The sequence below is a fragment of the Vibrio neonatus genome (assembly GCF_024346975.1).
GTDB lineage: Bacteria > Pseudomonadota > Gammaproteobacteria > Enterobacterales > Vibrionaceae > Vibrio > Vibrio neonatus.
In genome coordinates, this window is record NZ_AP024885.1 from 287,164 (window position 1) to 311,817 (window position 24,654).

At 43.2% G+C, this 24,654-nt stretch carries 17 protein-coding genes; 10 read left to right on the forward strand and 7 right to left on the reverse strand.

Annotated features, from left to right (window positions below; translation table 11 throughout):
• Position 1: 1 nt before the first annotated feature.
• The 5 genes from OCU38_RS01445 to leuA form a co-directional block, all read right to left on the reverse strand.
• Positions 2-802 carry a DUF547 domain-containing protein gene (locus tag OCU38_RS01445; protein ID WP_261823485.1) on the reverse strand — a complete coding sequence of 267 codons (801 nt, stop codon included), beginning with the start codon at positions 800-802 and terminating at the stop codon, positions 2-4.
• Positions 803-898: 96 nt separating this feature from the next.
• On the reverse strand, positions 899-1,501 hold the full coding sequence (gene leuD / locus OCU38_RS01450; RefSeq protein WP_152821426.1) for a 3-isopropylmalate dehydratase small subunit: 603 nt from the start codon (positions 1,499-1,501) through the stop codon (positions 899-901).
• 11 nt (positions 1,502-1,512) lie between these two features.
• Positions 1,513-2,919: a 3-isopropylmalate dehydratase large subunit gene (gene leuC, locus OCU38_RS01455; RefSeq protein WP_261823486.1), complete on the reverse strand. Its 1,407-nt coding sequence runs from the start codon at positions 2,917-2,919 to the stop codon at positions 1,513-1,515.
• Between the two features lie 53 nt (positions 2,920-2,972).
• The gene (gene leuB / locus OCU38_RS01460) at positions 2,973-4,064 is read right to left on the reverse strand and encodes a 3-isopropylmalate dehydrogenase (protein WP_152821422.1); all 1,092 of its coding nucleotides are present in this window, start codon (positions 4,062-4,064) and stop codon (positions 2,973-2,975) included.
• A 71-nt stretch (positions 4,065-4,135) separates the two neighbouring features.
• Positions 4,136-5,686 carry a 2-isopropylmalate synthase gene (gene leuA, locus OCU38_RS01465; RefSeq protein ID WP_261823487.1) on the reverse strand — a complete coding sequence of 517 codons (1,551 nt, stop codon included), beginning with the start codon at positions 5,684-5,686 and terminating at the stop codon, positions 4,136-4,138.
• Between the two features lie 707 nt (positions 5,687-6,393).
• Between leuA and OCU38_RS01470 the strand changes: the two genes are divergently transcribed.
• The 8 genes from OCU38_RS01470 to ilvN all read left to right on the forward strand — a co-directional run bounded on the left by OCU38_RS01470 (position 6,394) and on the right by ilvN (position 18,509).
• Positions 6,394-7,710, forward strand: a complete 1,317-nt coding sequence (locus OCU38_RS01470; RefSeq protein ID WP_261823488.1) for an efflux RND transporter periplasmic adaptor subunit — start codon at positions 6,394-6,396, stop codon at positions 7,708-7,710.
• Entirely contained in the window at positions 7,707-10,814 is a 3,108-nt protein-coding gene (locus OCU38_RS01475) for an efflux RND transporter permease subunit (protein ID WP_261823489.1), read from the forward strand. Before OCU38_RS01470 ends, OCU38_RS01475 begins: the two co-directional genes overlap by 4 nt.
• Positions 10,815-10,949: 135 nt before the next feature.
• Complete coding sequence (locus OCU38_RS01480; protein WP_261823490.1) at positions 10,950-11,507, forward strand: phosphatase PAP2 family protein; 558 nt, start codon at positions 10,950-10,952, stop codon at positions 11,505-11,507.
• Position 11,508: 1 nt separating this feature from the next.
• Entirely contained in the window at positions 11,509-12,582 is a 1,074-nt protein-coding gene (locus OCU38_RS01485; protein WP_261823491.1) for an MJ1255/VC2487 family glycosyltransferase, read from the forward strand.
• A gap of 331 nt (positions 12,583-12,913) precedes the next feature.
• A complete protein-coding gene (gene leuO / locus OCU38_RS01490; protein ID WP_172972825.1) occupies positions 12,914-13,882 on the forward strand; it encodes a transcriptional regulator LeuO in 969 nt (322 codons plus the stop codon).
• Between the two features lie 222 nt (positions 13,883-14,104).
• Positions 14,105-15,934: an AMP-dependent synthetase/ligase gene (locus OCU38_RS01495; RefSeq protein ID WP_261823492.1), complete on the forward strand. Its 1,830-nt coding sequence runs from the start codon at positions 14,105-14,107 to the stop codon at positions 15,932-15,934.
• 357 nt (positions 15,935-16,291) lie between these two features.
• A complete protein-coding gene (locus OCU38_RS01500) occupies positions 16,292-18,013 on the forward strand; it encodes an acetolactate synthase 3 large subunit (protein WP_261823493.1) in 1,722 nt (573 codons plus the stop codon).
• Position 18,014: 1 nt separating this feature from the next.
• The gene (ilvN, locus tag OCU38_RS01505; RefSeq protein WP_021712448.1) at positions 18,015-18,509 is read left to right on the forward strand and encodes an acetolactate synthase small subunit; all 495 of its coding nucleotides are present in this window, start codon (positions 18,015-18,017) and stop codon (positions 18,507-18,509) included.
• Between the two features lie 468 nt (positions 18,510-18,977).
• On the opposite strand, the gene pykF is transcribed toward ilvN, so the two are convergent.
• On the reverse strand, positions 18,978-20,390 hold the full coding sequence (gene pykF / locus OCU38_RS01510) for a pyruvate kinase PykF (RefSeq protein ID WP_152821408.1): 1,413 nt from the start codon (positions 20,388-20,390) through the stop codon (positions 18,978-18,980).
• Positions 20,391-21,110: 720 nt separating this feature from the next.
• On the opposite strand from pykF, the gene OCU38_RS01515 reads away from it, so the two are divergent.
• Positions 21,111-22,028 carry a M14 family metallopeptidase gene (locus OCU38_RS01515; RefSeq protein ID WP_261823494.1) on the forward strand — a complete coding sequence of 306 codons (918 nt, stop codon included), beginning with the start codon at positions 21,111-21,113 and terminating at the stop codon, positions 22,026-22,028.
• A gap of 28 nt (positions 22,029-22,056) precedes the next feature.
• Here OCU38_RS01515 and OCU38_RS01520 read toward each other — a convergent pair whose 3' ends face one another.
• Positions 22,057-23,421: an MATE family efflux transporter gene (locus OCU38_RS01520; protein WP_261823495.1), complete on the reverse strand. Its 1,365-nt coding sequence runs from the start codon at positions 23,419-23,421 to the stop codon at positions 22,057-22,059.
• Positions 23,422-23,748: 327 nt separating this feature from the next.
• Between OCU38_RS01520 and focA the strand changes: the two genes are divergently transcribed.
• Positions 23,749-24,600 carry a formate transporter FocA gene (gene focA, locus OCU38_RS01525; RefSeq protein WP_261823496.1) on the forward strand — a complete coding sequence of 284 codons (852 nt, stop codon included), beginning with the start codon at positions 23,749-23,751 and terminating at the stop codon, positions 24,598-24,600.
• The last annotated feature ends 54 nt before the right edge of the window (positions 24,601-24,654 follow it).

A 24,654-nucleotide genomic window follows, 5' to 3' on the forward strand; every position in this document is an offset into this window, starting at 1 on the left:
TCTATTTAGCTGTCTCATTTAACTGCCAGTCGTAGTCGTAAGTGATTTTGCCATTAAAAGTGGCAAGACTATCTGCGGTGGCTAAGTCATCGTGGTATTGCGCGATGTGCTGCAAAACGCCTTTTTTACCGCCAAAGTCCACAGCAAACCAATCGTAAATCGAGGAGAGTTGTAGCGCTCCGTTACTGACTTTTACCCCTTTATCGCTATTAATAAACACTTTGGCACTTTGTATCAGTAGCTGCTCAGTATTTTGCGCTGTAAAGGCTTGAGGTTGTAGGTTCGGACAACCTAAACTGGCGCAGTTGACGGCGTAGTGAGTGCGAGGGTCGTTCCAGATAGGGCGTAAAATCCGATGTTCGATATCATTTAGTGTCAATGATTGTCCGGTCACGCTGATCAGTTTGTCATCCCATGGACCAAAGCTAAATAAGCCACCTAATTTGGTGATGGATTTGACGGGGTAATTATCCAGAATGAGCTGTACGGTTAAGCTATTGTACAAATTAACCCAGTACGCATATTGCTCAGCTTTGGAGTATTGTCGAGGGTCAATACTCGCCAGTGATGAGAGATAGTTTTTTAGATGCTGTTTGTCAGCCTTAGTAACGGATGCGTAGCGAAATAGCGTCAAGTCCCCTTGGGTAACAAGATAAGTATCTAGAATAGACTGCCACTGGCTATGATCAATGCTTTGCTGGCTTTGGCTATGCACATCCCAATATGACCAAAGCTCAGATTTGGGCGCGGCGAAACTGTTATAGGAAAACAGTGCAAGAATCAGAATCCATACCTTTGACATATCTCTCTCCATCTCGATTGCAAAGAAAAACCCAATAAAAAAGGCCTTGTATCAACAAGACCTTTTAAGCATAGATTCTATTTCAGCGAATAATGATTAACGCATAAATGCAGGGATATTCTGCTCATATTCTGTGATTTTGTCTGCATGTTGCAGAGTTAGACCAATGTTATCTAAACCATTTAGTAGGCAGTGACGACGAAACTCATCAATTTCGAAACTGTATTGTTTGCCATTAGCGGTCACTAACATAGCTTCTAAATCAACGGTGACTTCAGCCCCTTCATTAGCTTCTACAAAAGTGAAAATCTCATCCACTTCCGCTTCGGTCAAACGTACTGGAACCATTTGGTTGTTGATAGAGTTGCCGTAGAAAATATCTGCAAAGCTTGGCGCTATCATGACTTGAATGCCGTAATCAGCCAGTGCCCATGGGGCGTGCTCACGAGAAGAACCACAACCGAAGTTTTCACGTGCAAGCAAGATGCTCGCACCCTGATAGCGTGCTTCGTTCATGACAAACTCAGGGTTAGCTTGCTGACCTGCATCATCAAGAAAACGCCAGTCATGGAACAAGTGCTGACCAAATCCAGTGCGAGTTACTTTTTGTAGAAACTGTTTTGGAATGATGGCATCGGTATCGACGTTGGCAGCGTCAAGAGGGACAACTAAGCCCGTATGTTGTTTAAAACCTGACATGTTATTTCCCCTTACTGCTGCTCAAAAGTGCGGATATCAACAAAATGACCGGCGATAGCTGCCGCTGCCGCCATTGCTGGACTAACTAAGTGTGTACGGCCTTCACGACCCTGACGACCTTCAAAGTTACGGTTACTGGTAGAAGCGCATCGCTCTTGTGGACCAAGGCGGTCATTGTTCATTGCCAAACACATAGAACAGCCCGGTAAGCGCCATTCAAAGCCTGCGGCAATAAAGATCTTATCTAGCCCTTCCGCTTCTGCTTGCGCTTTTACTTGCTCAGAACCAGGAACGATAAGTGCTTGTACGTGCTCAGCGACTTTACGACCTTCGGCAACTTTCGCCGCCGCGCGCATATCTTCGATACGAGAGTTAGTACAAGAGCCAACAAACACTTTATCGACAGGGTATTCAGAAAGAGATTTACCGGCTTCTAGTCCCATGTAAGCTAAGGCTTTTTCCGCAGATGCTTTTTCTACAGGGTCAGCAAAGCTGGTTGGGTTAGGAATTGGCGTATCCACTGAAATTACCTGACCTGGGTTAGTACCCCAAGTGACTTGAGGTTTGATGTCGGCAGCTTCTAGGGTAACGACAGCGTCAAACTCAGCATCAGCATCCGATTTCAAGCCTGACCAGTATTCAACCGCGTCATCCCAATCTTTGCCTGTTGGAGCAAATTTACGGCCTTTGATGTAATCAAAGGTGGTTTGGTCTGGAGCAACCAATCCCGCTTTTGCACCAAGCTCGATAGCCATGTTACATACGGTCATACGGCCTTCCATAGAAAGGTCGGTAATCGCTTCGCCACAGAACTCAACCACGTAGCCCGTACCGCCAGCAGCGGTCGTTTTACCGATGATCGCCAGTACGATATCTTTTGCGGTAATGCCGTGTGCAACCTTGCCCTTAACTTCAATCTTCATAGTTTTTGCACGAGACTGTTTTAGGGTTTGAGTTGCCAACACATGCTCAACTTCAGAGGTACCAATACCAAAGGCAATAGAACCAAATGCGCCGTGAGTAGCGGTATGTGAGTCACCACACACGATGGTCATGCCCGGCAGGGTGATACCAAGCTCTGGGCCCATAACATGTACAATACCTTGATATTTATGGTTTAAGTCATAAAGACGAACCCCAAATTCACCACAGTTTTTCGACAAGGTTTCCATTTGGATGCGCGCCATTTCACCAGAAGCATTAATGTCTTTGGTGGTTGTAGAGACGTTGTGATCCATGGTAGCAAAGGTTTTGCTGGTTTGGCGAACACGACGACCTTTTTCACGCAGACCATCAAACGCTTGTGGTGAGGTCACTTCATGCACTAAGTGTCTGTCGATGTACAAGATAGGGTTTTCGCCCTCAGCTTCTACCGCAATATGTGCATCATAGATTTTTTGATATAAAGTTTTAGCCATTGTTACTTCCTTTTTCCTTGGCAATTTACTTACCAAGGAAACTCATCTATTGGTTAAGAGTTCAAAACATACTCAGCAATTTTATCGCCCATCTCAGAGGTGCTTAAAGCGGGTTTGTCACCGGCAAGGTCGGCAGTAAGCTCGCCTGCGGCTAATGCTTTCGAGACAGCATTTTCAATATCTTTAGCCGCATCTTCTTCGCCTAGGCTGTAACGCAACATCAGTGCCGCAGACAAAATTTGCGCGACTGGGTTGGCGATGTTTTTGCCGGCAATATCAGGCGCACTGCCGCCAGCAGGTTCGTATAAACCAAAGTTGCTCGCGTTTAAGCTTGCAGAAGGAAGCATGCCCATAGAGCCTGTGATCATGGCACATTCATCAGAGATGATATCGCCAAAGATGTTTGAACATAGCATGATGTCAAATTGCGATGGGTCTTTGATAAGCTGCATAGTCGCGTTATCAATGTACATATGCTTAAGCTCAACATCAGGGTATTCCTGAGCCACTTCTTCTACCACTTCACGCCAAAGAATAGAGCTTTGTAGAACGTTCGCTTTATCGATGGAGTAGACATTTTTGTCACGTAGACGAGCCGATTCAAAGGCGATACGCGCAATACGCTCAATCTCGTAGCGGTGGTAAACTTCGGTATCAAACGCTTTTTCATTTGCGCCTTCACCTTCACGGCCCTTTGGTTGACCAAAGTAGATGCCGCCAGTAAGTTCACGGACCACCACAATATCAAAACCACGATCTGAGATATCAGCACGTAGTGGAGAGAAGCTTTCTAAGCCCTTATGAATTTGTGCAGGACGAAGGTTACAGAACAGTTGGAAATGCTTACGCAAAGGAAGTAGAGCACCACGTTCGGGTTGATCGTTTGGGGGTAGGTTTTCCCATTTAGGACCACCCACAGAGCCAAATAAGATAGCATCAGCGGCTTCACAACCATTTAGTGTTGATTGTGGTAGTGGTGAACCGTGGTTATCGATAGCAATGCCACCCACGTCAAATTCATCACGTTCAAATTTAAGTGAATGCTTACTTTCAATTGCATTCAATACTTTATGAGCTTGTTGCATTACTTCTGGGCCAATACCGTCACCTGGTAGTACGGCAATCTTGTAAGATTTATCTGCCATGAAATGGTCTTCCTTAAATTTATATGTTGGTTTCCTCCTCTTAGATACTGCGTAAGAGGAGGTGATAGTGTTTAAACTGTTGCTGTGTGTTTCTTCTGCTTTATTTCTTCAATTTGGTCTGCGCGATGGATGCTGTTAATCACGTGTAGTAATGCTTGTCCTGAGGCTTCAACAATATCCGTCGCCAAACCTGTACCGTGATATTTACGACCTTTGTAGTTAGCGATGATATCGGCTTGACCTAGACCATCCTCACCTTCGCCTTTAGCAGTTAGGTGGAATTTATCTAATACAATATCGTAACCCGTTAGGCGATAAATACACTGGTACAAGGCATCAACGGGACCATTACCTACTGCGGCTTCGCATTTTTCTTTATCGCCACATAACAATTTGATGCTGGTGGTTGCCATGATGCTGCCGGATTGAACGCTCAAGTAGTTCAACTTGAAGTAGTCATCTTCATCTCGCAAATTAGCGAAGTGCATCAATGCTTCTAGGTCGTAATCGAATACTTGCCCTTTGCTATCAGCCAACTTCAAGAAGTCTGCATATAGCGTATCAAGGTTATATTCTTCTTCCTTGTAACCCATGCTGTCCATATGGCTTTTTACTGCAGCGCGACCAGAGCGACTGGTTAAGTTAAGCGCTTGGTTTTTAAGACCTATGGATTCAGGAGTCATGATTTCATAGGTGTTTTTGTTCTTTAACATGCCGTCTTGGTGAATGCCTGACGAGTGGCTAAAGGCATTTGCGCCGACAATAGCTTTATTGGCTTGCACTGGCATATTACAAAGCTGTGAGACCAGTTTGCTGGTGCGATGAATTTCATCGTGTTTGAAATTCGTCTGTACGCCCAAGAAGGATTCGCGCGTTTTGATGATCATCGCCACTTCTTCTAGTGAACAGTTGCCCGCACGCTCACCAATGCCGTTGATCGTGCCTTCCACCTGACGAGCACCGGCTTGTACAGCGGCAATCGAGTTGGCAACGGACATACCCAAATCGTCATGACAATGAACAGAGATAATGGCCTTATCTATGTTAGGTACGCGGTTAAATAGGGTTTCGATAATACCGCCAAATTCGTTTGGCACTGTGTAGCCAACGGTATCAGGAATGTTGATGGTATTCGCGCCAGCATTAATCGCAGCTTCCACCATGCGACATAGATTATCGATTGGCGTACGACCAGCATCTTCACAAGAAAACTCAACATCATCTGTGTATTTTCTAGCGTGTTTAACTGCATTGACACCCATCTCAATCACATCATCGTAGCTACGGCGAAGTTTGTCTTGTACGTGCACGGTCGATGTGGAGATAAAAGTATGAATTCGGAACTGGTCAGCGACTTTCAACGCTTCTGCCGCAGCATCGATATCTTTGGCAACTGCGCGAGATAGGGCACAAATGCGGCTGTTCTTGATGTGTTTGGCAATGGTTTGTACCGATTCAAAATCACCTGGCGAAGAAATAGGAAAGCCAGCTTCAATAACGTCTACGCCCAATCGCTCCAGAGCATAGGCAATTTGCAATTTTTCCTTAACTGTTAGGCTTGCAGAAAGTGCCTGTTCACCATCTCGTAGTGTGGTGTCAAAGATAATGACTTGATCGCTCATATTGGCTTCCTTTTCCAGCGTTATCGTTAAATTTATATACAAAAAAACCCGCATCTAAGTTGCGGGTTTCTGTTCATCTTGGTGGTGTTTTTCGCCCACTAGCAACCCGCGTGTTTATGTCACGATCAGGAGGAGCAGTAGTGAAGTTGAAACAACGAATTTCATTTTAAAAAACAATCCATCAATGAAGTTAACAAATTAATACCGCGATTTGACTACAATCGTCAAGAGGAAAGTTGAAAAAACATTCAATATAGATTGTGGAATTGCAGAAGTATTGCTGGTTATCTTGTTGCAAGTAATTGAATAACTTGAGCTTATGGGTTTAGTGGCTTTGTATTTCTTTTATCTATGTTTCATTGGTCGGCTTACCATTTTTATATATGCGTACGTATGACTAGCGCGTATAAAAAGAGGTTTTTTTGCTGGTTGCGGTACTTTTTCAAGCTTTGTTATGCAGTGAAAATTAAGGGCTAGGGCTTGAGTGAGTACACTTCTGTTAGTGAGTTAGATGATGAAATATAACGACTTTTCTCCGTTAACTAAAAAGCATGAGTAAACTCACTAATGTTTCGATATTATTACACTCGTGTCGACCTCAATTAGTAAGCAACATTCGTATCTAAAGAGTGTTGCTTCAGCATACTTTCAGTGTTCTCTCATTTTGGATGATGAAGCAAACTGGCTAGAAACTAGGATTCTAATTCATGAAATTTAATCGCAAGCTACTGTTCTTTCCCGCTGTTATCGTTGGAATTATTATTTTAATCGTGGCCATCGAAACTCGTCCACAAGTTCCAACTAAGCCTGCTGGAGATAGGGCAAAGCCGGTGAAAGTAATGGCGATGAAATTGACTCCAATAGCACCAGAAGCGATTGGTTTTGGACAAGCGTCTGCCAAATTTGAATGGACTGCCATTGCTGAAGTATCAGGCAAAGTGGTTTATCGAAATCCAAATCTTGAGCGTGGTCGAGTGCTTAAGGCGGGGACTGAAGTGTTGCGAATCGATCCGCTCGATTATGAATTGAAGCTAGTGCAGGCAAAAGCCGATTTGAGCTCTAGTGAAACCCAGCTTAAAAAATTAGCCATAGAGTTTAGCAACAATAAAAGCAGTTTAGCGATAGAGAAAAATCGTCTTACGTTATCGGAAACCGAATTAAAACGTCTGCAAGATTTGAGAAACAAAAAAGTAGCCTCGCAATCTGATGTGGATACTCAGCAACAAGCGTATCTTGCGCAGCGCAAACTGGTGCAAGACAGTGAAAACAAAGTCACGCTTTATCCAGACGAAAGAAAAGTTGCGCAAGCCTTGGTTGAGGTCAATAAAGCTAAAGTTAAAGAAGCTGAACGCGCTCTGGCAAAAACCAGTATTGTTCTGCCTCGCGATTTACGTATCTCCTCGGTTGATATTGAGCTCAACCAAGTGGTCAACCTGCAACAAAATATGCTGACCGCTCAAGGGTTAGATGTGATGGAAGTCGAAGCACAAGTGTCGATTCATGATATGCAGTTATTGACGCAGAGCTTAGCGGATAAGCAAGGTACCGATGCTCGTTTTCCTGATTTGTCTCGCTTACAAGCCTCAGTGAGTGTTTCTAGTGGAAGTTATACTGCGGTTTGGCCTGCAAAAGTAACTAGAGTTAGTGACTCCGTTGATCCTACTCACGCCACCATTGGTGTGATCTTGGAGATCCAACAAGGGGCGAAAGGTATGCCTGCGCCAACAGCGTCCATGATCAGTGGCATGTTGTTACGCGCTAAAATAGAAGGTGTGCAATCACCACAATGGGTTATCCCGGAAATGGCGTTGCATGGCAACAAAGTGTATCTGTTTGAAGATGGCAAATTGAAGATCCTACCAGTTTCGGTGCAATATCGTCGCGATCAGAAAGTGGTCGTTAGCGGTGAGTTTAAAGCAGAAGATCGTTTAATTTTAAATGATCTATTACCGGCACTTTCTGGAATGCAGTTGAAGCTGGAAAAAGTGGCTGATGAGGCTAAGTCTGCGGAGGATGCGGCGTGATCCGATTTTTTGCAAGGCATCCAACGGCTGCCAATCTATTGATGCTACTGATTTTTTTAGTGGGTGTGCTATCGCTACCTACCATCAAGCGTGAAACGTTTCCTGAATTTTCGCCGCCGTACATCATTGCTTCAATTGCCTATCCGGGCGCTTCGCCTTTAGAGGTTGAAGAGAGCCTGTGTGTGCGTATGGAAGATGCCGTCGATGGTCTATCCAATATTGAAGAAAGTACCTGTGATGCTTTAGAAGGCAGTGCCAGCTTAGTATTAAAGCTTAATGGCTCGGCTGATATCGGGCGTATGCTGGTGGATGTACAGACACAGATCAATGCCATCAATGACTTCCCCGATGAAATCGAATCGCCGGTCGTGCGTGAGCTTGACTGGAATGAACCTGTGGTTGATGTTGCTATCACAGCAGATATGAATTGGCCTGATCTTAAAGCGTATGCCGAGAAGCTCAAGCGGATCATGAAACTTGATTATGGCGTTTCATTGGTTGATGTATCGGGCTTTTCTGATCATGAATATCGGGTCGAGCTCAATACCTATGCGATGCGTCAATTAGGTTTAAATGTCAGTGATATAGCCTCTCAAATTGGTAAGCAAAACGTTAAATTGCCGAGCGGTAATATTGAAACGCCACAGAAGAATTTTTTGATTCGTTTTGATGAAAGACAAGTGACGCCAGAGCAACTGCAAAATATTGTGGTGGGTTCTGGTCCAAATGGCGCGGCGGTACGACTGCGCGATATTGCCAAAATTACCGATCGTTTTGAGTTAGACGAGCAAAAAGTGCTGTTTGATGGCAAACCATCGGCCATTTTAAAAGTCAGTAAGAACAAAGAAGATGATGCGTTAAGAATCAAAGATGACGTAGTGCGTTTTGTTGAGGCGCAGCGAGCTGTTGCACCGCAAGGTGTGACGATTAGCATGACCAATGATCTGTCATCGGTATTGTGGGACAGATTAACCATGATGGTGCGTAATGGCTGGCAAGGTATTGCGCTGGTCTTTGTCACCATGTGGCTGTTTTTTAGTTTACGTTACTCTTTCTGGGTTGCAGCAGGCTTACCCGTCGCCTTCTTAGGTGGGCTGTTCATGATGGCTAACCTAGGCATTTCAATTAACATCATGTCTTTGGTGGGGCTGTTAATGGCTATCGGTATCATGATGGATGATGCGATAGTAATTGCCGAGTCGATTGCCGCCCATTTAGATCGGGGGGAGAGTATCGATGATGCGGTGCACTTAGGGGTTAAAAAAGTACTTCCGGGGGTGGTTTCTTCATTCCTAACTACGGTTTGTATTTTTGGTAGTTTGCTCTTTTTGGATGGCGAAATGGGGGCAGTATTAAAAGCTGTGCCACAAGTCTTAATCTTAGTGCTGAGTTTGAGTCTAATTGAAGCCTTCTTGATTTTGCCTCATCACTTAGCCCATTCACTGCACAGAGCGAAAAAAGAGCGCCCTGATCTGCGTTTTAAAACCGCTTTTTTAAGAAAGTTTGATGAGTTCCGCAATGGCACTTTGGTGCGCGCAGTAGATAAAGTGGTGGAATATCGCTACCTATTTATGGGCTCGGTTGTGGCAGCGTTACTTATTTCGGTTTCTTTGCTCGCCGGTGGTTTTTTGAAATTTGTGCCATTCCCAGATTTAGATGGGGATATCGCCGAAGCACGTATTATTTTGCCGCCGGGTTCGACATTAAGTCAGACCGAAATCGTCGTCGATCGTTTGGTTAATTCAGCGCAGAAACTGGATAAAGAGTGGACTGAAAAAGTAGAAAATGGCGTGCCGCTCATTCAGCATATCACCACCAGTTACAACACCAATGCCGATGCAGATGAATCAGGGCCGCATATTGCGACCGTACGTTTAGACTTGTTAGGTGCAGAAGAGCGAAACACGGTATTAGACGAGTTTATTGATGCGTGGCGCAGTGATGTGGGTGAATTAGCTACACCAATATCCTTAGTCTACAAACAGCCTACTATGGGGCCGGGTGGACGTGCTATCGAGATTCGTTTGCAGCACGACAACTTAGAGTCATTGAAAGCCGCCTCTAACGAAGTGCAGTCATACTTGAATGAGTTTGATGGTGTGCACGGCGTGCTTGATGATATGCGTATGGGTAAGGAAGAGGTGTTGGTTAAACTGCGTCCCGGCGCTGAAAGCTATGGCGTTAATGGGCAAATGATTGCCAGCCAATTGCGCGGTGCTTTTTATGGTCAAACCGCTGATGAGATACAAGTTGGCGTAGAAAATATCAAGATTGAAGTGCGCTTAGATAAAGATGAAGCGGGTAATCTAGAGCATCTAGAAAACTTCCCAATCATCATGCCAAGTGGCGCGCAAATCCCGCTGGGAACTATTGCCAGTTTTGATTTTCAGCGCAGTTACGTGCGCATTCAACGTATTAACGGCATGAGAACGGTGGCGGTATTTAGTGATTTAGATACCTCGAAAGCCAGTTCTGGGGAGATCATCAGCACTTTCAAAACCCAAGAACTGCCTAAACTGCAAAAAGAATACCCCGGTATTCGAGTGGACTTTGACGGTGAATCGAAAGATACCGACAAGACCAGTTCGTCTATGGGTAAAGGATTTTTAGTCGGTTTATTTGGTGTATTTGCCATCCTCAGTTACCAGTTCCGTAGCTATCTAGAACCTTTCGTGGTGATGCTAGCAATACCATTGGCATTGATTGGCGTTATCTGGGGGCACTTCTTACTTGGGCATAATATGAGTATGCCAAGCATTATGGGCTTTGTTTCTTTAGCCGGTATCGTGGTCAATGACTCAATCTTGTTAGTGCAATATATACGCTTCCATATTGATGAAGGTGATGAGGTTCGAGATGCGGTAGTAAAAGCGAGTCGTGAGCGTTTTCGCGCCGTGTTTATTACTTCGATGACCACAGCTGCGGGTTTGCTACCTCTATTATTGGAAACTAGCCTACAAGCTCAGGTAATTCAGCCATTAGTTATTTCGATTGTATTTGGTATTTTCACTTCCACGATATTGGTGCTGTTTATGGTTCCTTGTGCTTACACAGTTTTGGCTGATTTTGGCAAAATTAAAAAGCATGAAGCAATTGATATTTGACTATAAATCAGTGGCTTACATCGGGTAAGAAAAAACCACTGAAAATGTAATTTCAAAGCAAACAAAACGTCACTTTTCTGTCATTTAACTTCCTTAGTTTAGGTGTTAACTAAATTAAGGGAGTAAGGCAGGGATATGAGTATCTTTGATTTTAACCGTCAAGATGTACAGCACATTAACCCTATTGTTCGTTTCGACCTGACGTTTTCGCTGCTTTGTATGGAACACAAATATGCGGATCGAGTTAGCCAAATTAGTAGAGCTGTATCTCACTCTGGTGATGGTCATCTTTATGTATTATTGGCTTTAATTGCTTACGTTGTCGATTCAGCGACGGGAAGTCTGTTTTTAGCTTGCGGGCTATTAGCATTTGCCATTGAATTACCGATTTACTGGCTAGTGAAAAATGGCTTTCGTCGTCGTCGTCCTCATGAATTATCACCACGATTCATTAACTATATAGAACCTTCAGATAAGTACAGTTTGCCGTCAGGGCATACTGCTGCTGCCACTATCATGGCAATTAATATTTCTATATTTTTCCCGACTTTAGCGATTATCGCCGTGGTTTGGGCAAGCCTTATTGCGCTATCTAGAATTCTTCTTGGTGTGCACTTCTTTAGCGACATTGTTGCGGGAGTGGCGCTTGGAGCGGCTAGTGCCTTTACTGCTATGGCGATCATAGGTGCGTAACATGAAAATATTATACGGTGTACAAGGTACAGGAAATGGTCATATTGCACGTGCGCGTGCGATGGCTGAAGCATTCAAAAACCGTGATGGTATCCAAGTCGATTTTGTCTTTTCTGGAAGAGAAAAAGAGAAATACTTCTCGATGGAAGCATTTAATGGCTATCGCGCCTTTTCTGGACTGACCTTTAATTCCAACAGTGGCAAGGTGGATTACCTAAAAACCGCCACCAACAATAACTTGGTTGAGCTGTTGCAAGACATTAATACATTAGACGTAAAGAGCTACGATTTAGTCTTAAATGATTTTGAGCCAATAAGTGCATGGGCGGCTAAAAGGCATAAAGTGCCGTGTATTGGCATTAGCCACCAAAATGCGTTCCGCTATCAAGTGCCTAAAAAAGGCTATGGTTTGATGGATAAAACCATTATCCATCACTTTGCGCCTTCGGATTTTCAACTGGGATTGCACTGGTATCATTTCGACCAACCTATTTTACCGCCTATCGTACACAGTGGCGGAGCTCATAATGGTGTTGAATCTAGAAGTGCAGGAGGGGACTTCATCTTAGTCTATCTTCCTTTTGAAGATTTAAAACAAGTGGCTGAGTTGCTACAGCGCTTATCTGATTACACATTCTGTTGCTATCACCCTGATATTAAAGAAGTGTATGACTTGGATAACGTGCAATTTCGTCCTCTGTCCTTCACCAATTTCCAACAAGATCTGGTGCGTTGTCAGGGCGTCATTGCTAACGGTGGATTTGAACTGCCATCTGAAGCACTTTCTTTGGGGAAAAAACTGCTACTTAAACCATTAAGCGGCCAGTTTGAACAGCAAAGTAACGTGGCGACTCTAGAGTATTTGGGTCTAGGAAGCGCTATGTTTGTGCTAGAGCCGAGTATCATTCGTAAGTGGTTAGAGGAAGAAAAACCAGACCCTATTCATTACCCTGATGTGGCGGGAGCTATCTCGGATTGGGTGCTGGAAGGTAACTGGGATCAACAAGCTCAGTTGAGTGAACACCTCTGGAAACAAGTGAGTTTTCCAAGCCATATTACACACCTGTTAGATTAAAAATCAGACAAAGTAGTGACGTATAATTAGCTAGGTCAATGATTCAGCCTTGCGTCACTGCTTTGTTTTATATGCTCAGCTTATGTATTTGTCATACAAGTTATATGTTTTTTTTATCAAAAATAGTGTTTTTTATTTTTTTATATAGCTCGTAAGTTTCTGTTTTATAGTGGCAATATCTCTGTATAGCTAAAATCTACTCATTCTTTATCAATTTGCTTGTTCTATAGTGATGATATGAAACATATTAGTTTCAATGAATATTCATCCTATTAATGATTTGCTGATTTAACAGTTTATCCATTACAACAATAGATAGAGAGAAGAACGGATGTTGGCGAGTAGCAGTGCACATGATTGGCAACAAGCGGTAGATCAAAAAAGCACCACTTTACGTGGTGTTGATCTTAATTTACTCATCGTATTTGATGCTGTTATGCAAGAGCAGAATATTACTCGTGCAGCGAAAAACTTAAACATGTCTCAACCTGCCGTGAGTAATGCTGTTGCTCGTTTAAAGGTGATGTTTAAAGATGACCTCTTTATGCGTAAAGGGCGTGGCATCTCTCCTACATTACGTGCTCGTCAATTATCAACTCCAGTACGCCAAGCTTTGCAATTGGTGAGAAATGAACTGCCGGGAACATCGTTTGATCCGGCGACTTCTAGCCGCATATTCTCTATTGCTATCGGTACGCCAAATGATGTTCGTTTTGCTCCTGAGTTAATTAAAAATACCGCCAAGAAAGCACCGAGCGTGAAATTGAACCTAGATTCTTTGGGTGGCACGTCGCTACAAGAGCGACTCATTCAGCAAGAGATCGACTACATCATCGGCTACACCTATTTTGATAATGCTGACTTTGTAAGCACAGAGATCTTTAGTGATGAGCTAGTGGTAATTTGTGCTAAAGACCATCCTCGTCTTGGTCAATCGGCCAAAATATCAATGGAACAACTGCTGCATGAACAACATGCCAGTTTATCGCCAACCAGTGATGTGATGGATTTAAACCATATCGTATATAAAGATTTACAAGTTCAATCTTCATACCGTGGTGCGACACTTGGTAACTTAATCGCGGTAGCCGCGCAGTCTGAATTATTGTGTGTTGTTCCTCGTTGGGTTAAAGAGTTTTTCCCAACCAGTTTAGAGCTGCACTCTATGCCGTTTCCGGGTGAGCAAACTCAGATTAGAGCCTACCTAACTTGGCACGAATCTAGACAAAATGATGCTGCTCATATCTGGATGAGGGACCAGTTAATGGCCGTGTGTGGTGAAGTGGTTGCTAAAGGATAATTAGAATTATTCTGCAAAAATTTATGAAGCATCGATAGCGAACGTTATCGGTGCTTTTTTTATGTGCAATATTGCACTGATACTGCTCTTACCAGTACCCAAAAACAAGATTCATGTCCAATTTTGAAGCAAGAAAACGCGAGTGTAATTGCCTTTTTATTACTCGACTGTAAACTATCTGGCTAACTCAGCTTACAGGTGTAAGCCAAAAGGTAGAGGTGTATGGCCAGTTCAGAGTTTCACATTGTTAAAAAAGTTCGTCAGCAAGTTGTAGACGGAGGAAGCCGCATTGCACTTAAGCACAAAATTAAAGGTGCTTGGCAGGGGATTTCTTGGTCTCAGTTTGGACAGCAGATGGATGCTGTTTCGATGGCGCTTTTGACTCAAGGATTGAGTGTTCAGGATAAAGTGGGTATTTATTCGAATAATATGCCGAAATGGACAATGGCAGATATTGGTGCGCTACAAGCACGTATCGTTACCGTTCCTATCTATCCAACTAATACTGCAGAACAGTCAGCTTATGTTCTACAAAATGCAGACGTAAAGGTTTTGTTCGTTGGTGAACAAGAGCAATACGATATTGCCGTTTCAATCTTCGATCAGTGTGAGCAGCTAGAATTGATCGTTGCGATGTGTGACAGCATTGCACTAGCTGAAAATAATTTCAGCCAGTCTTGGGATGATTTCGTTAAAACACAAGATCACACAGCAGATGTAAAAGATGAGTTTGAGAAGCGCATACAAGATGCCAACTTAGACGATCTAGTGACACTTATTTATACCTCTGGCACCACAGGTCAGCCAAAAGGGGTAATGCTAGATTACGCTAACTTTGCATCACAGTTAGAAGGGCACGTGGCTCGTCTAAATCTAAGCAAAGATGATGTGTCTTTGTGTTTCTTGCCGCTATCTCATGTGTTTGAACGTGCATGGACTATGTTTGTGCTGTTTACAGGGGCGACGAATGCCTACCTTGTGGATACGATGCAAGTGCGTGATGCGTTAGGTGAAGTGAAGCCAACCGTAATGTGTGCGGTGCCGCGCTTCTATGAGAAGATCTTCTCGGCGATTCATGAAAAAGTATCGCACTCTTCTATAGCCAAAAAAGCCATGTTCACTTGGGCGGTTAATACGGGGGCAAGAATTGCTCTTTGTAAGCAAGAACAGCGTAAACCATCCTACTTATTAAAACGTAGCCATGCTTTGGCCGACAAGCTTGTGCTAAGTAAATTACGCGCTTTATTGGGTGGCAATATCACTATGATGCCATGTGGTGGCGCTAAGCTTGATGAGACAATAGGTCGCTTTTTCCATGCTCTAGGTCTTAACGTTAAGCTTGGCTACGGCATGACTGAAACGACAGCCACGGTATCGTGCTGGGATGAACCAAAATTTGATCCTGATTCAATCGGTACTTCGATGCCCGGTGCTCAGGTTAAGATTGGCGAAAACAACGAAATTTTAGTTCGCGGCCCTATGGTGATGCGTGGTTATTACAAGTTGCCAGAAGAAACCGCTAACACATTTGATGAAAATGGCTTCTTGAAGACCGGTGATGCAGGGCATTTTGATGAGAATGGTAATTTGTTTATCACGGATCGCATCAAAGAGTTGATGAAAACCTCTGGTGGTAAATACATTGCACCGCAGGTGGTTGAAGGCACCATAGGTAAAGATCACTTTATCGAGCAAATTGCCGTTATCGCAGATACTCGTAAATTTGTTTCGGCGTTAATCGTACCTAGCTATGAAGCCTTAGAAGTGTATGCCAAAGAGCTGAACATCAAGTATCACGACAAAGTGGAATTATTAAAACATAGCCAAATTGTTGAAATGCTTGAAGAACGCGTCACTGAGCTACAAAAGAATTTAGCGAAGTTTGAGCAGGTTAAGAAGTTTAAATTACTGCCTAAAGCCTTCTCTATGGAAAAAGGCGAATTAACGCCAACTCAAAAGTTACGTCGTAAAGTCATCAATGATCGTTATCAAGACGAAATTGAAGAAATGTACCATGAAAAAGGCAAAGCTAAGGCAAAGCCGAAAAAGTAGTGAGTTAACTTGAATAAAAATAATCCCCGCAGCTTTGATAAGCTCGCGGGGATTTTTATTTGGGTCTATGAAAAACAATGAGTTAGAAGCGGTTAATCATAGGTGGTGAGTCTTTAAATATTTCTGTTAATGAAATGTGTTTTTTAGCGTAGACAGAGGCGGGATAAAAACTGTATGGTGGAACGGTAACCCTACATTTGCTATGGCGAAGGTAGGAACATAGTCAGTTATTGTTGAGGCGAAAAACAGCCGTTTTGACAAGGAATAATAGACTTTAGGCTACGAATAAGCCCTAACTATGTAAAACCCAACGAATAGATAACCCAAGTTTATTCGTCAACGGTAAGGAGAGAGTTAATGGAAATGTTATCTGGCGCAGAAATCATCGTCCAGTCATTGATCGAAGAAGAAGTTGAGCAGATTTTTGGTTATCCAGGAGGCTCAGTTCTCGATATTTATGATGCCCTGCATGCAAAAACCGATCAAATTAAGCACGTTTTAGTTCGTCATGAGCAAGCCGCAACCCATATGGCTGATGGCTATGCCAGATCCACGGGTAAACCCGGCGTAGTGCTAGTCTGTTCAGGCCCTGGCGCAACCAATACCGTCACCGGTATCGCGACTGCCTATATGGACTCCATCCCAATGATCGTTATCTCTGGCAACGTGCCAAATAACTTAATTGGTAATGATGCCTTTCAGGAGTGCGATATTGTCGGTGTTTCAAGACCGATAGTGAAGCATAGCTTTTTAGTTAAACGTGCTGAAGATATTGCAGAGACCGTTAAAAAAGCCTTTTTTATTGCCTCAACAGGTCGACCTGGTCCGGTAGTGATTGATGTCCCTAAAGACATCATGAATCCGCAAATTAAGCTCCCTTTTCAATATCCAGGCAGCATTAAAATGCGCTCTTACAACCCAACAACTGCTGGGCATAAAGGGCAAATTAAGAAGGCGCTAAAAGCCCTGCTCGAAGCGAAAAAGCCAGTATTGTACGTTGGTGGTGGCGCGGTTATTTCTGAATCAGATAAGTATCTACTTAACTTAGCCGAGAAGCTACGACTGCCAGTAGTCAGCACATTAATGGGCTTAGGTGCCTTTCCTGGAATGCACGCTAACTCGCTAGGTATGCTTGGCATGCACGGCACCTATGAAGCAAATATGGCGATGCATAATGCCGACCTTATCTTTGGTGTTGGGGTTAGATTTGACGACCGCACCACCAACAATTTAGAAAAATACTGTCCAGACGCAAAAGTTATTCATATTGATATCGACCCATCCTCGGTATCGAAAAATGTGCGAGCGGATCTGCCGATTGTCGGTTCTGCCGATAAAGTGCTGGAATGCATGGTGTCATTGTTAGAAAACCAAGACGCAAGTAACGATCAACAAGCACTACAACTTTGGTGGGATGAGATTCAAACTTGGCGTGAGCGTGATTGCTTAGCCTATGAAAAGTCCGCCGATAAAATCAAGCCTCAGCAGGTGATAGAGACCCTACATAAGCTCACCAATGGTGATGCCTACGTGGCCTCCGATGTCGGCCAGCATCAGATGTTTGCGGCCTTATACTACCCATTTAAGCAGTCTCGTCGTTGGATTAACTCCGGTGGTCTTGGCACTATGGGCTTTGGTTTGCCAGCCGGCATGGGCGTGAAGTTTGCTCATCCAGAGGAAGAGGTGGTAGTGGTAACCGGTGACGGCAGTATTCAAATGAATATTCAAGAGCTGTCGACAGCGTTGCAATACGGCATTCCAGTGAAAATCATCAACCTGAATAATCGCTTCTTAGGCATGGTTAAGCAGTGGCAAGATATTATCTATGAAGGACGCCACTCCAACTCATACATGTCATCGGTGCCTGATTTCGCCGCCATTGCAGAAGCCTATGGACATGTTGGTATGCGCATTTCCTCTCCTGATGAGTTGGAATCAGGGCTACAAAAAGCGTTAGATATGAAAGATCGTTTGGTATTTGTAGATATTAGTGTTGATGAAACAGAGCATGTTTATCCAATGCAAGTGAAAGGTGAAGGCATGGATAATATGTGGCTAAGCAAGACGGAGAGAACATAATATGAGACACATTATTTCCCTATTAATGGAAAACCAACCGGGCTCATTGTCGCGAGTGGTTGGGTTATTTTCTCAACGTGGTTACAACATTGAATCGCTAACCGTTTCACCGACAGACGATGAAACCTTATCTCGTTTGAATATCACCACCGAAACCGATGAGCTACAACTGGAGCAAATTCAGAAGCAACTGCACAAACTGATCGACGTACTTAAAGTTCAGGAAGTGACAGAGTCTGACTACATTGAGCGTGAACTGATGATGGTGAAACTGAAAGCTTCGGGTTTTGCTCGCGCTGAAGTAAAACGTACCGCCGATATTTTCCGCGGCCAGATTGTGGATGTTACGGCCTCTCAATATACGGTGCAACTGGCAGGCACAAGTGAAAAACTGGACGCTTTTATTAAAGCTATTTCTGAAATCACCGATGTGATTGAAGTGGCAAGAAGTGGTGTGGTTGGATTAGCCCGTGGTGAACGAGCGTTGAAAGCTTAGTTACCAATACTGCGTCGACTCAAAAGAATCAGTGAATAAACAGCACATACTCTTTTGAAAGTTAACTATTTTTTATTGAGCCATCTCTATTATTGAGGTGGCTTTTTTATGTTGGAATGTTTAGCAAACGTAAATGTGGATCGCAATATGATTGCGTGGTGCTTTTTTGAACGATACACTGGTTGCAGTGAGTTTTTAGACACGTTATCGCTGAGTCAGATAGGGATTGCCTAACTTTGTGATCATATAGAGGCACAGTATGTTACGAACTGCATTTGTAAGATTGGTTGTAGGTGGATTATTGGGAATGGCAATGGTATTTAATGCCGTTTATTTCCTTCCGTTAGTTCTGTTAATGAACACTCATCGTCGTGAGCTATTTTCTTTCTAGTAGAACCTGTTGTAAAAAAGACATAAAAAAAGAGAGCCAAAAGGCTCTCTTTTTTGTATCTGCTAGGTAGCTGTAAATTACAGTACGTGTACAGATGCAGTGTTAGTAGTACCTGAAGCAACTAGAGCGCCAGAAACCATAACTACGATGTCGCCTTTCTTACCAAAACCAGCTTCAAGAACGTATTCTTTACCGTTTTTGTAGAACTCATCAGTGCTGTTGATAGAATCAACAAGAACTGGACGAACACCCTTAGTAAGAACTAGCTGTGCAGCAGTCTTAGAGTTAGTAGTTAGAGCAACGATGCTTGCAGTTGGGAAGTATTTACGTACAGAACGTGCAGACTTGCCGCCTTCAGTAGCAACGATGATTAGAGGAGCTGCTAGTTTTTCAGCTGTGTCTACTGCGCCTTTACATACTGCTTCAGTGATGCGTAGACGTGGGCTGTCTAGACGAGAACCTAGTTCAGCTTTAAGTGCGCCGTCAGTACGGTTAGCGATTTGAGCCATGATAGTAACAGCTTCAACTGGGTACTTACCTTTCGCAGTTTCACCAGAAAGCATTACAGCATCAGTACCATCCATGATTGCGTTTGCAACGTCACCCGCTTCTGCGCGAGTTGGACGTGGGTTTTGAATCATAGAATCAAGCATTTGAGTTGCAGTGATAACCATCTTACGAGCACGGTTACATTTCTCAATCATCATTTTCTGAGCGAAGATTACTTCTTCTGCTGGGATTTCAACACCTAGATCGCCACGAGCAACCATGATGCCGTCAGAAGCTTCAAGAATTGCGTCGAAGTTATCAACACCTTCTTGGTTTTCGATTTTAGAGATGATGTGGATGTTTTCGCCACCGTTAGCGTTTAGAAGCTCACGGATTTCTTTAACGTCTTCTTCTTTACGGATGAAAGAAGCAGCAACGAAATCAACGCCTTGCTCACAACCAAATTTAAGGTCAGCTTTATCTTTCTCAGAAAGAGCAGGAAGTTGAACAGAAACGCCAGGAAGGTTAACACCTTTGTTTTCGCCTAGTGCACCGTTGTTAAGAACTTTACACTTAACTTCAGTTTCAGTAGTAGCAAGAACTTCCATTTCGATTAGACCGTCGTCTACTAGGATAGTGTTACCAGCAGTTAGGTCGTTTGCGAAACCAAGGTAAGTTACAGCAACGATGTCTTTGTTACCCACTACAGATGCGTCTGTAGTGAAAGTGAATTCTTGACCAGCTACTAGATCAACGTCATTGCCGTCTTCTAGTTTGATTGTACGGATTTCTGGACCTTTAGTGTCTAGAAGGATAGCTAGTTGCTTACCTACGTTAGACATAACTTCACGGAAGTTTGTGATACGGCCAGCGTGCTCTTCAAAGTTACCGTGAGAGAAGTTCAGGCGCATTACGTTCATGCCTGCATTTACTAGTTCAGTCAGCTTCTCTACAGATTCAGTTTTAGGGCCAATCGTACATACGATTTTGGTCTTTTTCATGGAAAATACTCTCCGGTAAGTATTACATAAGTTTAAATAGGGTACTGGCGGCTATATTACTTCATTTGTAATTAAATTACAAAATTCTACGGAGTCCTTCTATTAGATGACTCGGAAGTTATTATAGGCAACCTTGGCGACTTATCACACAAAATCAATCATTTTTAGCACAGTTTTTGCGTGATTTTTCACCAAATTCATCGCTAGATCACGAATAAAGCAACATTAGCTCTGTGACTAACGATATCAATTTTGTAATAAAGTTTCTTTCTGGCGTCGGATTCTAACACCGAAATAGTTCAAATTCACGGTTTAGAATTGTCTTAGAACAAGGTTTTAGCGCAAAAGAATTATTTTTAACAATAAAATAATTCTTTTACTCAAAAATGGCTTCGATTCAGGGTGTTACCAGCCACATAACCCAGTAAAACATCGACTGAGTTTGCGATATTTTCAGCAGTAATGGATTAAGAAATAGCCTGATCAGTCAAAAATAAGCTGAATATGCAAAGATTGAGTGTGATTGATTGCTGCGCAGTAATGATGGTGTTTTTGAGCTTATCTTGGGATGTCTCGGTATTTTGTTACATTTTGTATCGGTGCAATAAATTGGCATCGCCTTGCCTGTATTGAAAGGTTGCAAGCTATTGCTGCGTGTTAATTATCTGTTTGCGAGTGTGGTAGTCTAAGACGCATGTTCACTTATTATGGAATGCGCACATGCAGCAAGCACAGTTTTATCCAATTGGTACCCCAGGAATAAAATGGACCTCAAAAGAGGTGCGACAATGGCGTGAAAGTCGCCACATACAACGCTCTTATCAGCAAGAAGTCGTGTTGAAAATGGAGCAAATTGGTGATGACTTTGAGCGCATTCAATATGGTGAACTTGAGTACGAATCTGGCTCTTATCCTTTGTTTGGTTTTAAGTCTAAAGCATGGGATGAGCACAAGCCTAGCGTGCTGATTACCGGTGGAGTACATGGCTACGAAACCAGCGGTGTGCAAGGTGCACTGTTATTTTTAAAAGAAACGGCTTCTGCATATTTAGCGCACTTTAATTTACTGGTTGCGCCATGTGTCTCTCCATGGGGTTATGAGATCATTAACCGCTGGAACCCCGATGCTATCGACCCGAACCGTTCGTTTGTCAAAAATAGCCCTGCACCTGAGTCAGCATTAGTGATGAAGTTTGTGCAAGATTTAGCCGTGGATATTTTCGCGCATATCGATCTGCACGAGACGACAGATAGCGACGAACAAGAGTTTCGTCCTGCCCTAGCGGCTCGTGATGGTCAAGAATATGTCGCAGGTACTATCCCGGACGGGTTTTATACGGTAGGGGATACTGAAAACCCATGTGCGCAGATGCAAACGGGCATTATTGAATCAGTACAAAAGGTCACTCACATTGCGCCACCCGATCCTGATGGCACTATCATTGGCTCGCCAGTGGTGCAACATGGCGTCATTAACTACCCATTACAGGCACTTGGTTTATGTGCTGGTTTTAGCAAGGCAAAATATACCACAACGACAGAAGTGTATCCCGATAGCGCTAAAGCAACACCACAGCAATGTAACCGTGCGCAAGTAGCTGCAATTACGGGTATGCTTGATTACCTTAAAGCTTTATAAGTCTGATGTAATGATTAAGAGGTGATGATTAAGAGCTGGCGATAACAGGCTCATTAATCACTACCTTTTTATTCATGAGTATTGCTATGTCTTTCCACATCATAGGAACGACAATCAGCGTTAGCACAACGTTCGACATAGGTACAGCTAGCCAAACCCCATCAACTCCTAGCCATTGCGGCACCAAGAATAGAAAAGGCAGTTGGACAATCATATTGCCAATAGAAACAAACATGGCCTTAGCCGCTTTTCCTACCGCCATAAAATAGACGGACGCTAAAAACAACACGCCATCGAGAAAGAGTGCGCATAGATGTAATCGCATACCAGAGACTGCGGTAGTAATAAGATCGGGTGAATCAGAAAACCAGCCGATAAAAAATTCAGGAAATAGCGCGAGCAAAACAACGGTGACTACCCCAGAAATTAACACCACTTTCAGCGCCAAGATTAAGGTGCCTTTGATGCGATGATAGCGCTGTTCCCCAAAGTCATAACTTATTGGCGGTTGCATACCCGACGCAATCCCTTCCGCAAATAGATAATACATAGTGGCGATATAGCCAATGATAGCGAACGCACCAACGTGCAGCTCACTGCCATACTCCATGAGTAATCGATTATGTAACGCCACCACAAAAGAAAAGTAGGCGAACATCAGCATACTGGATGCCCCTAAGTGACAAATGCGGATTGCCTTTTTGATATCGAATGCAAGGCGAGTGAGGCGAATCTCGGCGTGCTGGGAAAGAAAGTAAATCAGCCCCAACAAGATAACCACAGACTGCGATAGAGCGGTTGCAATGGCAGCACCTTGCAAGCCTTGCTCGAATACACCGATATAAAGGTAATCCAATACAATATTGAGTAGCGCACCAATGATAGTTAAAGCCGTGGCTATTTTAGGGCTGTTGTCATTGCGTACTAGCATTGGTGTGACAGCAGAAGCAATGGCCGCGGGAGCACTAAATATGAAGACCTTTAGGTAGTCATAGCCATGCATGAGCGAATCACCTACTGCTCCTTGCAATATCAACAGATCTTTGCCCCATATTGCCACGATAGGCATAGAGATCAGTGAAAACATAATCGTTAGGCTGATGGCTGTTTGTAATACTAAGGCTGCTTTTTGGTATTGCTTCTCTCCACGGAACATAGAGATCAGGCTACCTGCCCCCATACCAATTAAAATGCCGAGCCCCATAATAGTGGCAATGATCGGCCACGCCATATTGATCCCGGCAAGACCTGCATAACCAACATAGTGACCGACAAAGATCCCATCGATTATTTGGTACAAGCCAGTGATCAGCATGGCAGTGACAGATGGAATAGCAAATCGCCAAAAAACTCGGCTTACAGACTCATTATTGTTAATTGCTTCGGCGGTCATTCTAGTTATAGAGGTGAGGTAAGTTGGATCTATTATCTAGCAAAATAGCAGATATGAAAGGGGTTTCCCTATATAGAGAGGTACAGATCTTCGAGGATTAATATAGTCCCTTCTATTTGTATGATTATTGTAACCACATAGAAAATAAACACTTCATGAAAGTTATTGATTAACTACGGGTTATTTATTGTGTCTATATTGGTAATGAATTGAGTGTTTATAGTTAACAAGAAGCAAATTAAGGTTGCGAAATTAGCTCTATGAAACATTTTTGATACAGCGTAAATTCTGCGTTCACTTTAATTCAATCAACAATAAGTACAAAAAATGGCTGATCAAAACCCTACACAGTTTGAATCTCTTTTACCCCCACAGATGGCAGAGCGTGCTGCAGAAGTGGGAGAAAGCAAAGTAAATAAAAACCAACTAAAATCGTTTCTTCTCGCCATTGCCGCAGGTATGCACATAGGTATTGCCTTTGTCTTTTATACCGTAGTAACGACGGGCGCAGCAGAAATGCCTTATGGCATGGCAAAGTTTATGGGAGGCTTAGCCTTTAGTTTAGGGCTTATTCTGGTAGTGATTACCGGTGGTGAACTGTTTACCAGTAGCGTATTAACTTTAGTGGCGAAAGCCAGTGGACGAGTGACATGGCGCGCCCTTTTTAAAAACTGGGCGGTGGTTTATGTAGGTAACTTTGTCGGCGCATCTTTGCTTATCATCATTATGATGATTACTAAAGAATACATGAGTGACGGTGGGTTAATGGGTTTGAATGCCATGGCTATCTCACAACACAAATTACACCATACATTTTGGCAAGCAGTCGCACTTGGACTTATGTGTAACTTATTGGTATGTCTTGCCATTTGGATGACATTTAGTGCCCGTTCATTGACCGATAAAGTGGTTATTTTGATTCTTCCGGTGGCGATGTTTGTGGCATCTGGTTTTGAGCATAGTATTGCGAATATGTTCCAAGTTCCTATGGCGATTGCGATTAAAACTTTTGCTCCTGCTGAGTTTTGGCAAATGACAGGTGCGAATATTGCTAACTACGCTGACCTTAACGTAGCCGATTTTGTTGTTAACAACCTGATTCCAGTCACGATAGGGAATATTATCGGTGGCGGTTTATTCGTGGGTATCTATTTCTGGATGATTTATCTAAAAGAATAATCATTGTTTCCGATAAAAAGGCCCCTTAATAACTGGTTATTAAGGGGCCTTTTT

Bases quoted from the DNA above. Each gene is read 5' to 3' on its own strand.
- OCU38_RS01445 (WP_261823485.1), bottom strand. From the start codon at position 802: ATGTCAAAGGTATGGATTCTGATTCTTGCACTGTTTTCCTATAACAGT.
- leuD (WP_152821426.1), bottom strand. From the start codon at position 1,501: ATGTCAGGTTTTAAACAACATACGGGCTTAGTTGTCCCTCTTGACGCT.
- leuC (WP_261823486.1), bottom strand. From the start codon at position 2,919: ATGGCTAAAACTTTATATCAAAAAATCTATGATGCACATATTGCGGTA.
- leuB (WP_152821422.1), bottom strand. From the start codon at position 4,064: ATGGCAGATAAATCTTACAAGATTGCCGTACTACCAGGTGACGGTATT.
- leuA (WP_261823487.1), bottom strand. From the start codon at position 5,686: ATGAGCGATCAAGTCATTATCTTTGACACCACACTACGAGATGGTGAA.
- OCU38_RS01470 (WP_261823488.1), top strand. From the start codon at position 6,394: ATGAAATTTAATCGCAAGCTACTGTTCTTTCCCGCTGTTATCGTTGGA.
- OCU38_RS01480 (WP_261823490.1), top strand. From the start codon at position 10,950: ATGAGTATCTTTGATTTTAACCGTCAAGATGTACAGCACATTAACCCT.
- OCU38_RS01485 (WP_261823491.1), top strand. From the start codon at position 11,509: ATGAAAATATTATACGGTGTACAAGGTACAGGAAATGGTCATATTGCA.
- leuO (WP_172972825.1), top strand. From the start codon at position 12,914: ATGTTGGCGAGTAGCAGTGCACATGATTGGCAACAAGCGGTAGATCAA.
- OCU38_RS01495 (WP_261823492.1), top strand. From the start codon at position 14,105: ATGGCCAGTTCAGAGTTTCACATTGTTAAAAAAGTTCGTCAGCAAGTT.
- OCU38_RS01500 (WP_261823493.1), top strand. From the start codon at position 16,292: ATGGAAATGTTATCTGGCGCAGAAATCATCGTCCAGTCATTGATCGAA.
- ilvN (WP_021712448.1), top strand. From the start codon at position 18,015: ATGAGACACATTATTTCCCTATTAATGGAAAACCAACCGGGCTCATTG.
- pykF (WP_152821408.1), bottom strand. From the start codon at position 20,390: ATGAAAAAGACCAAAATCGTATGTACGATTGGCCCTAAAACTGAATCT.
- OCU38_RS01515 (WP_261823494.1), top strand. From the start codon at position 21,111: ATGCAGCAAGCACAGTTTTATCCAATTGGTACCCCAGGAATAAAATGG.
- OCU38_RS01520 (WP_261823495.1), bottom strand. From the start codon at position 23,421: ATGACCGCCGAAGCAATTAACAATAATGAGTCTGTAAGCCGAGTTTTT.
- focA (WP_261823496.1), top strand. From the start codon at position 23,749: ATGGCTGATCAAAACCCTACACAGTTTGAATCTCTTTTACCCCCACAG.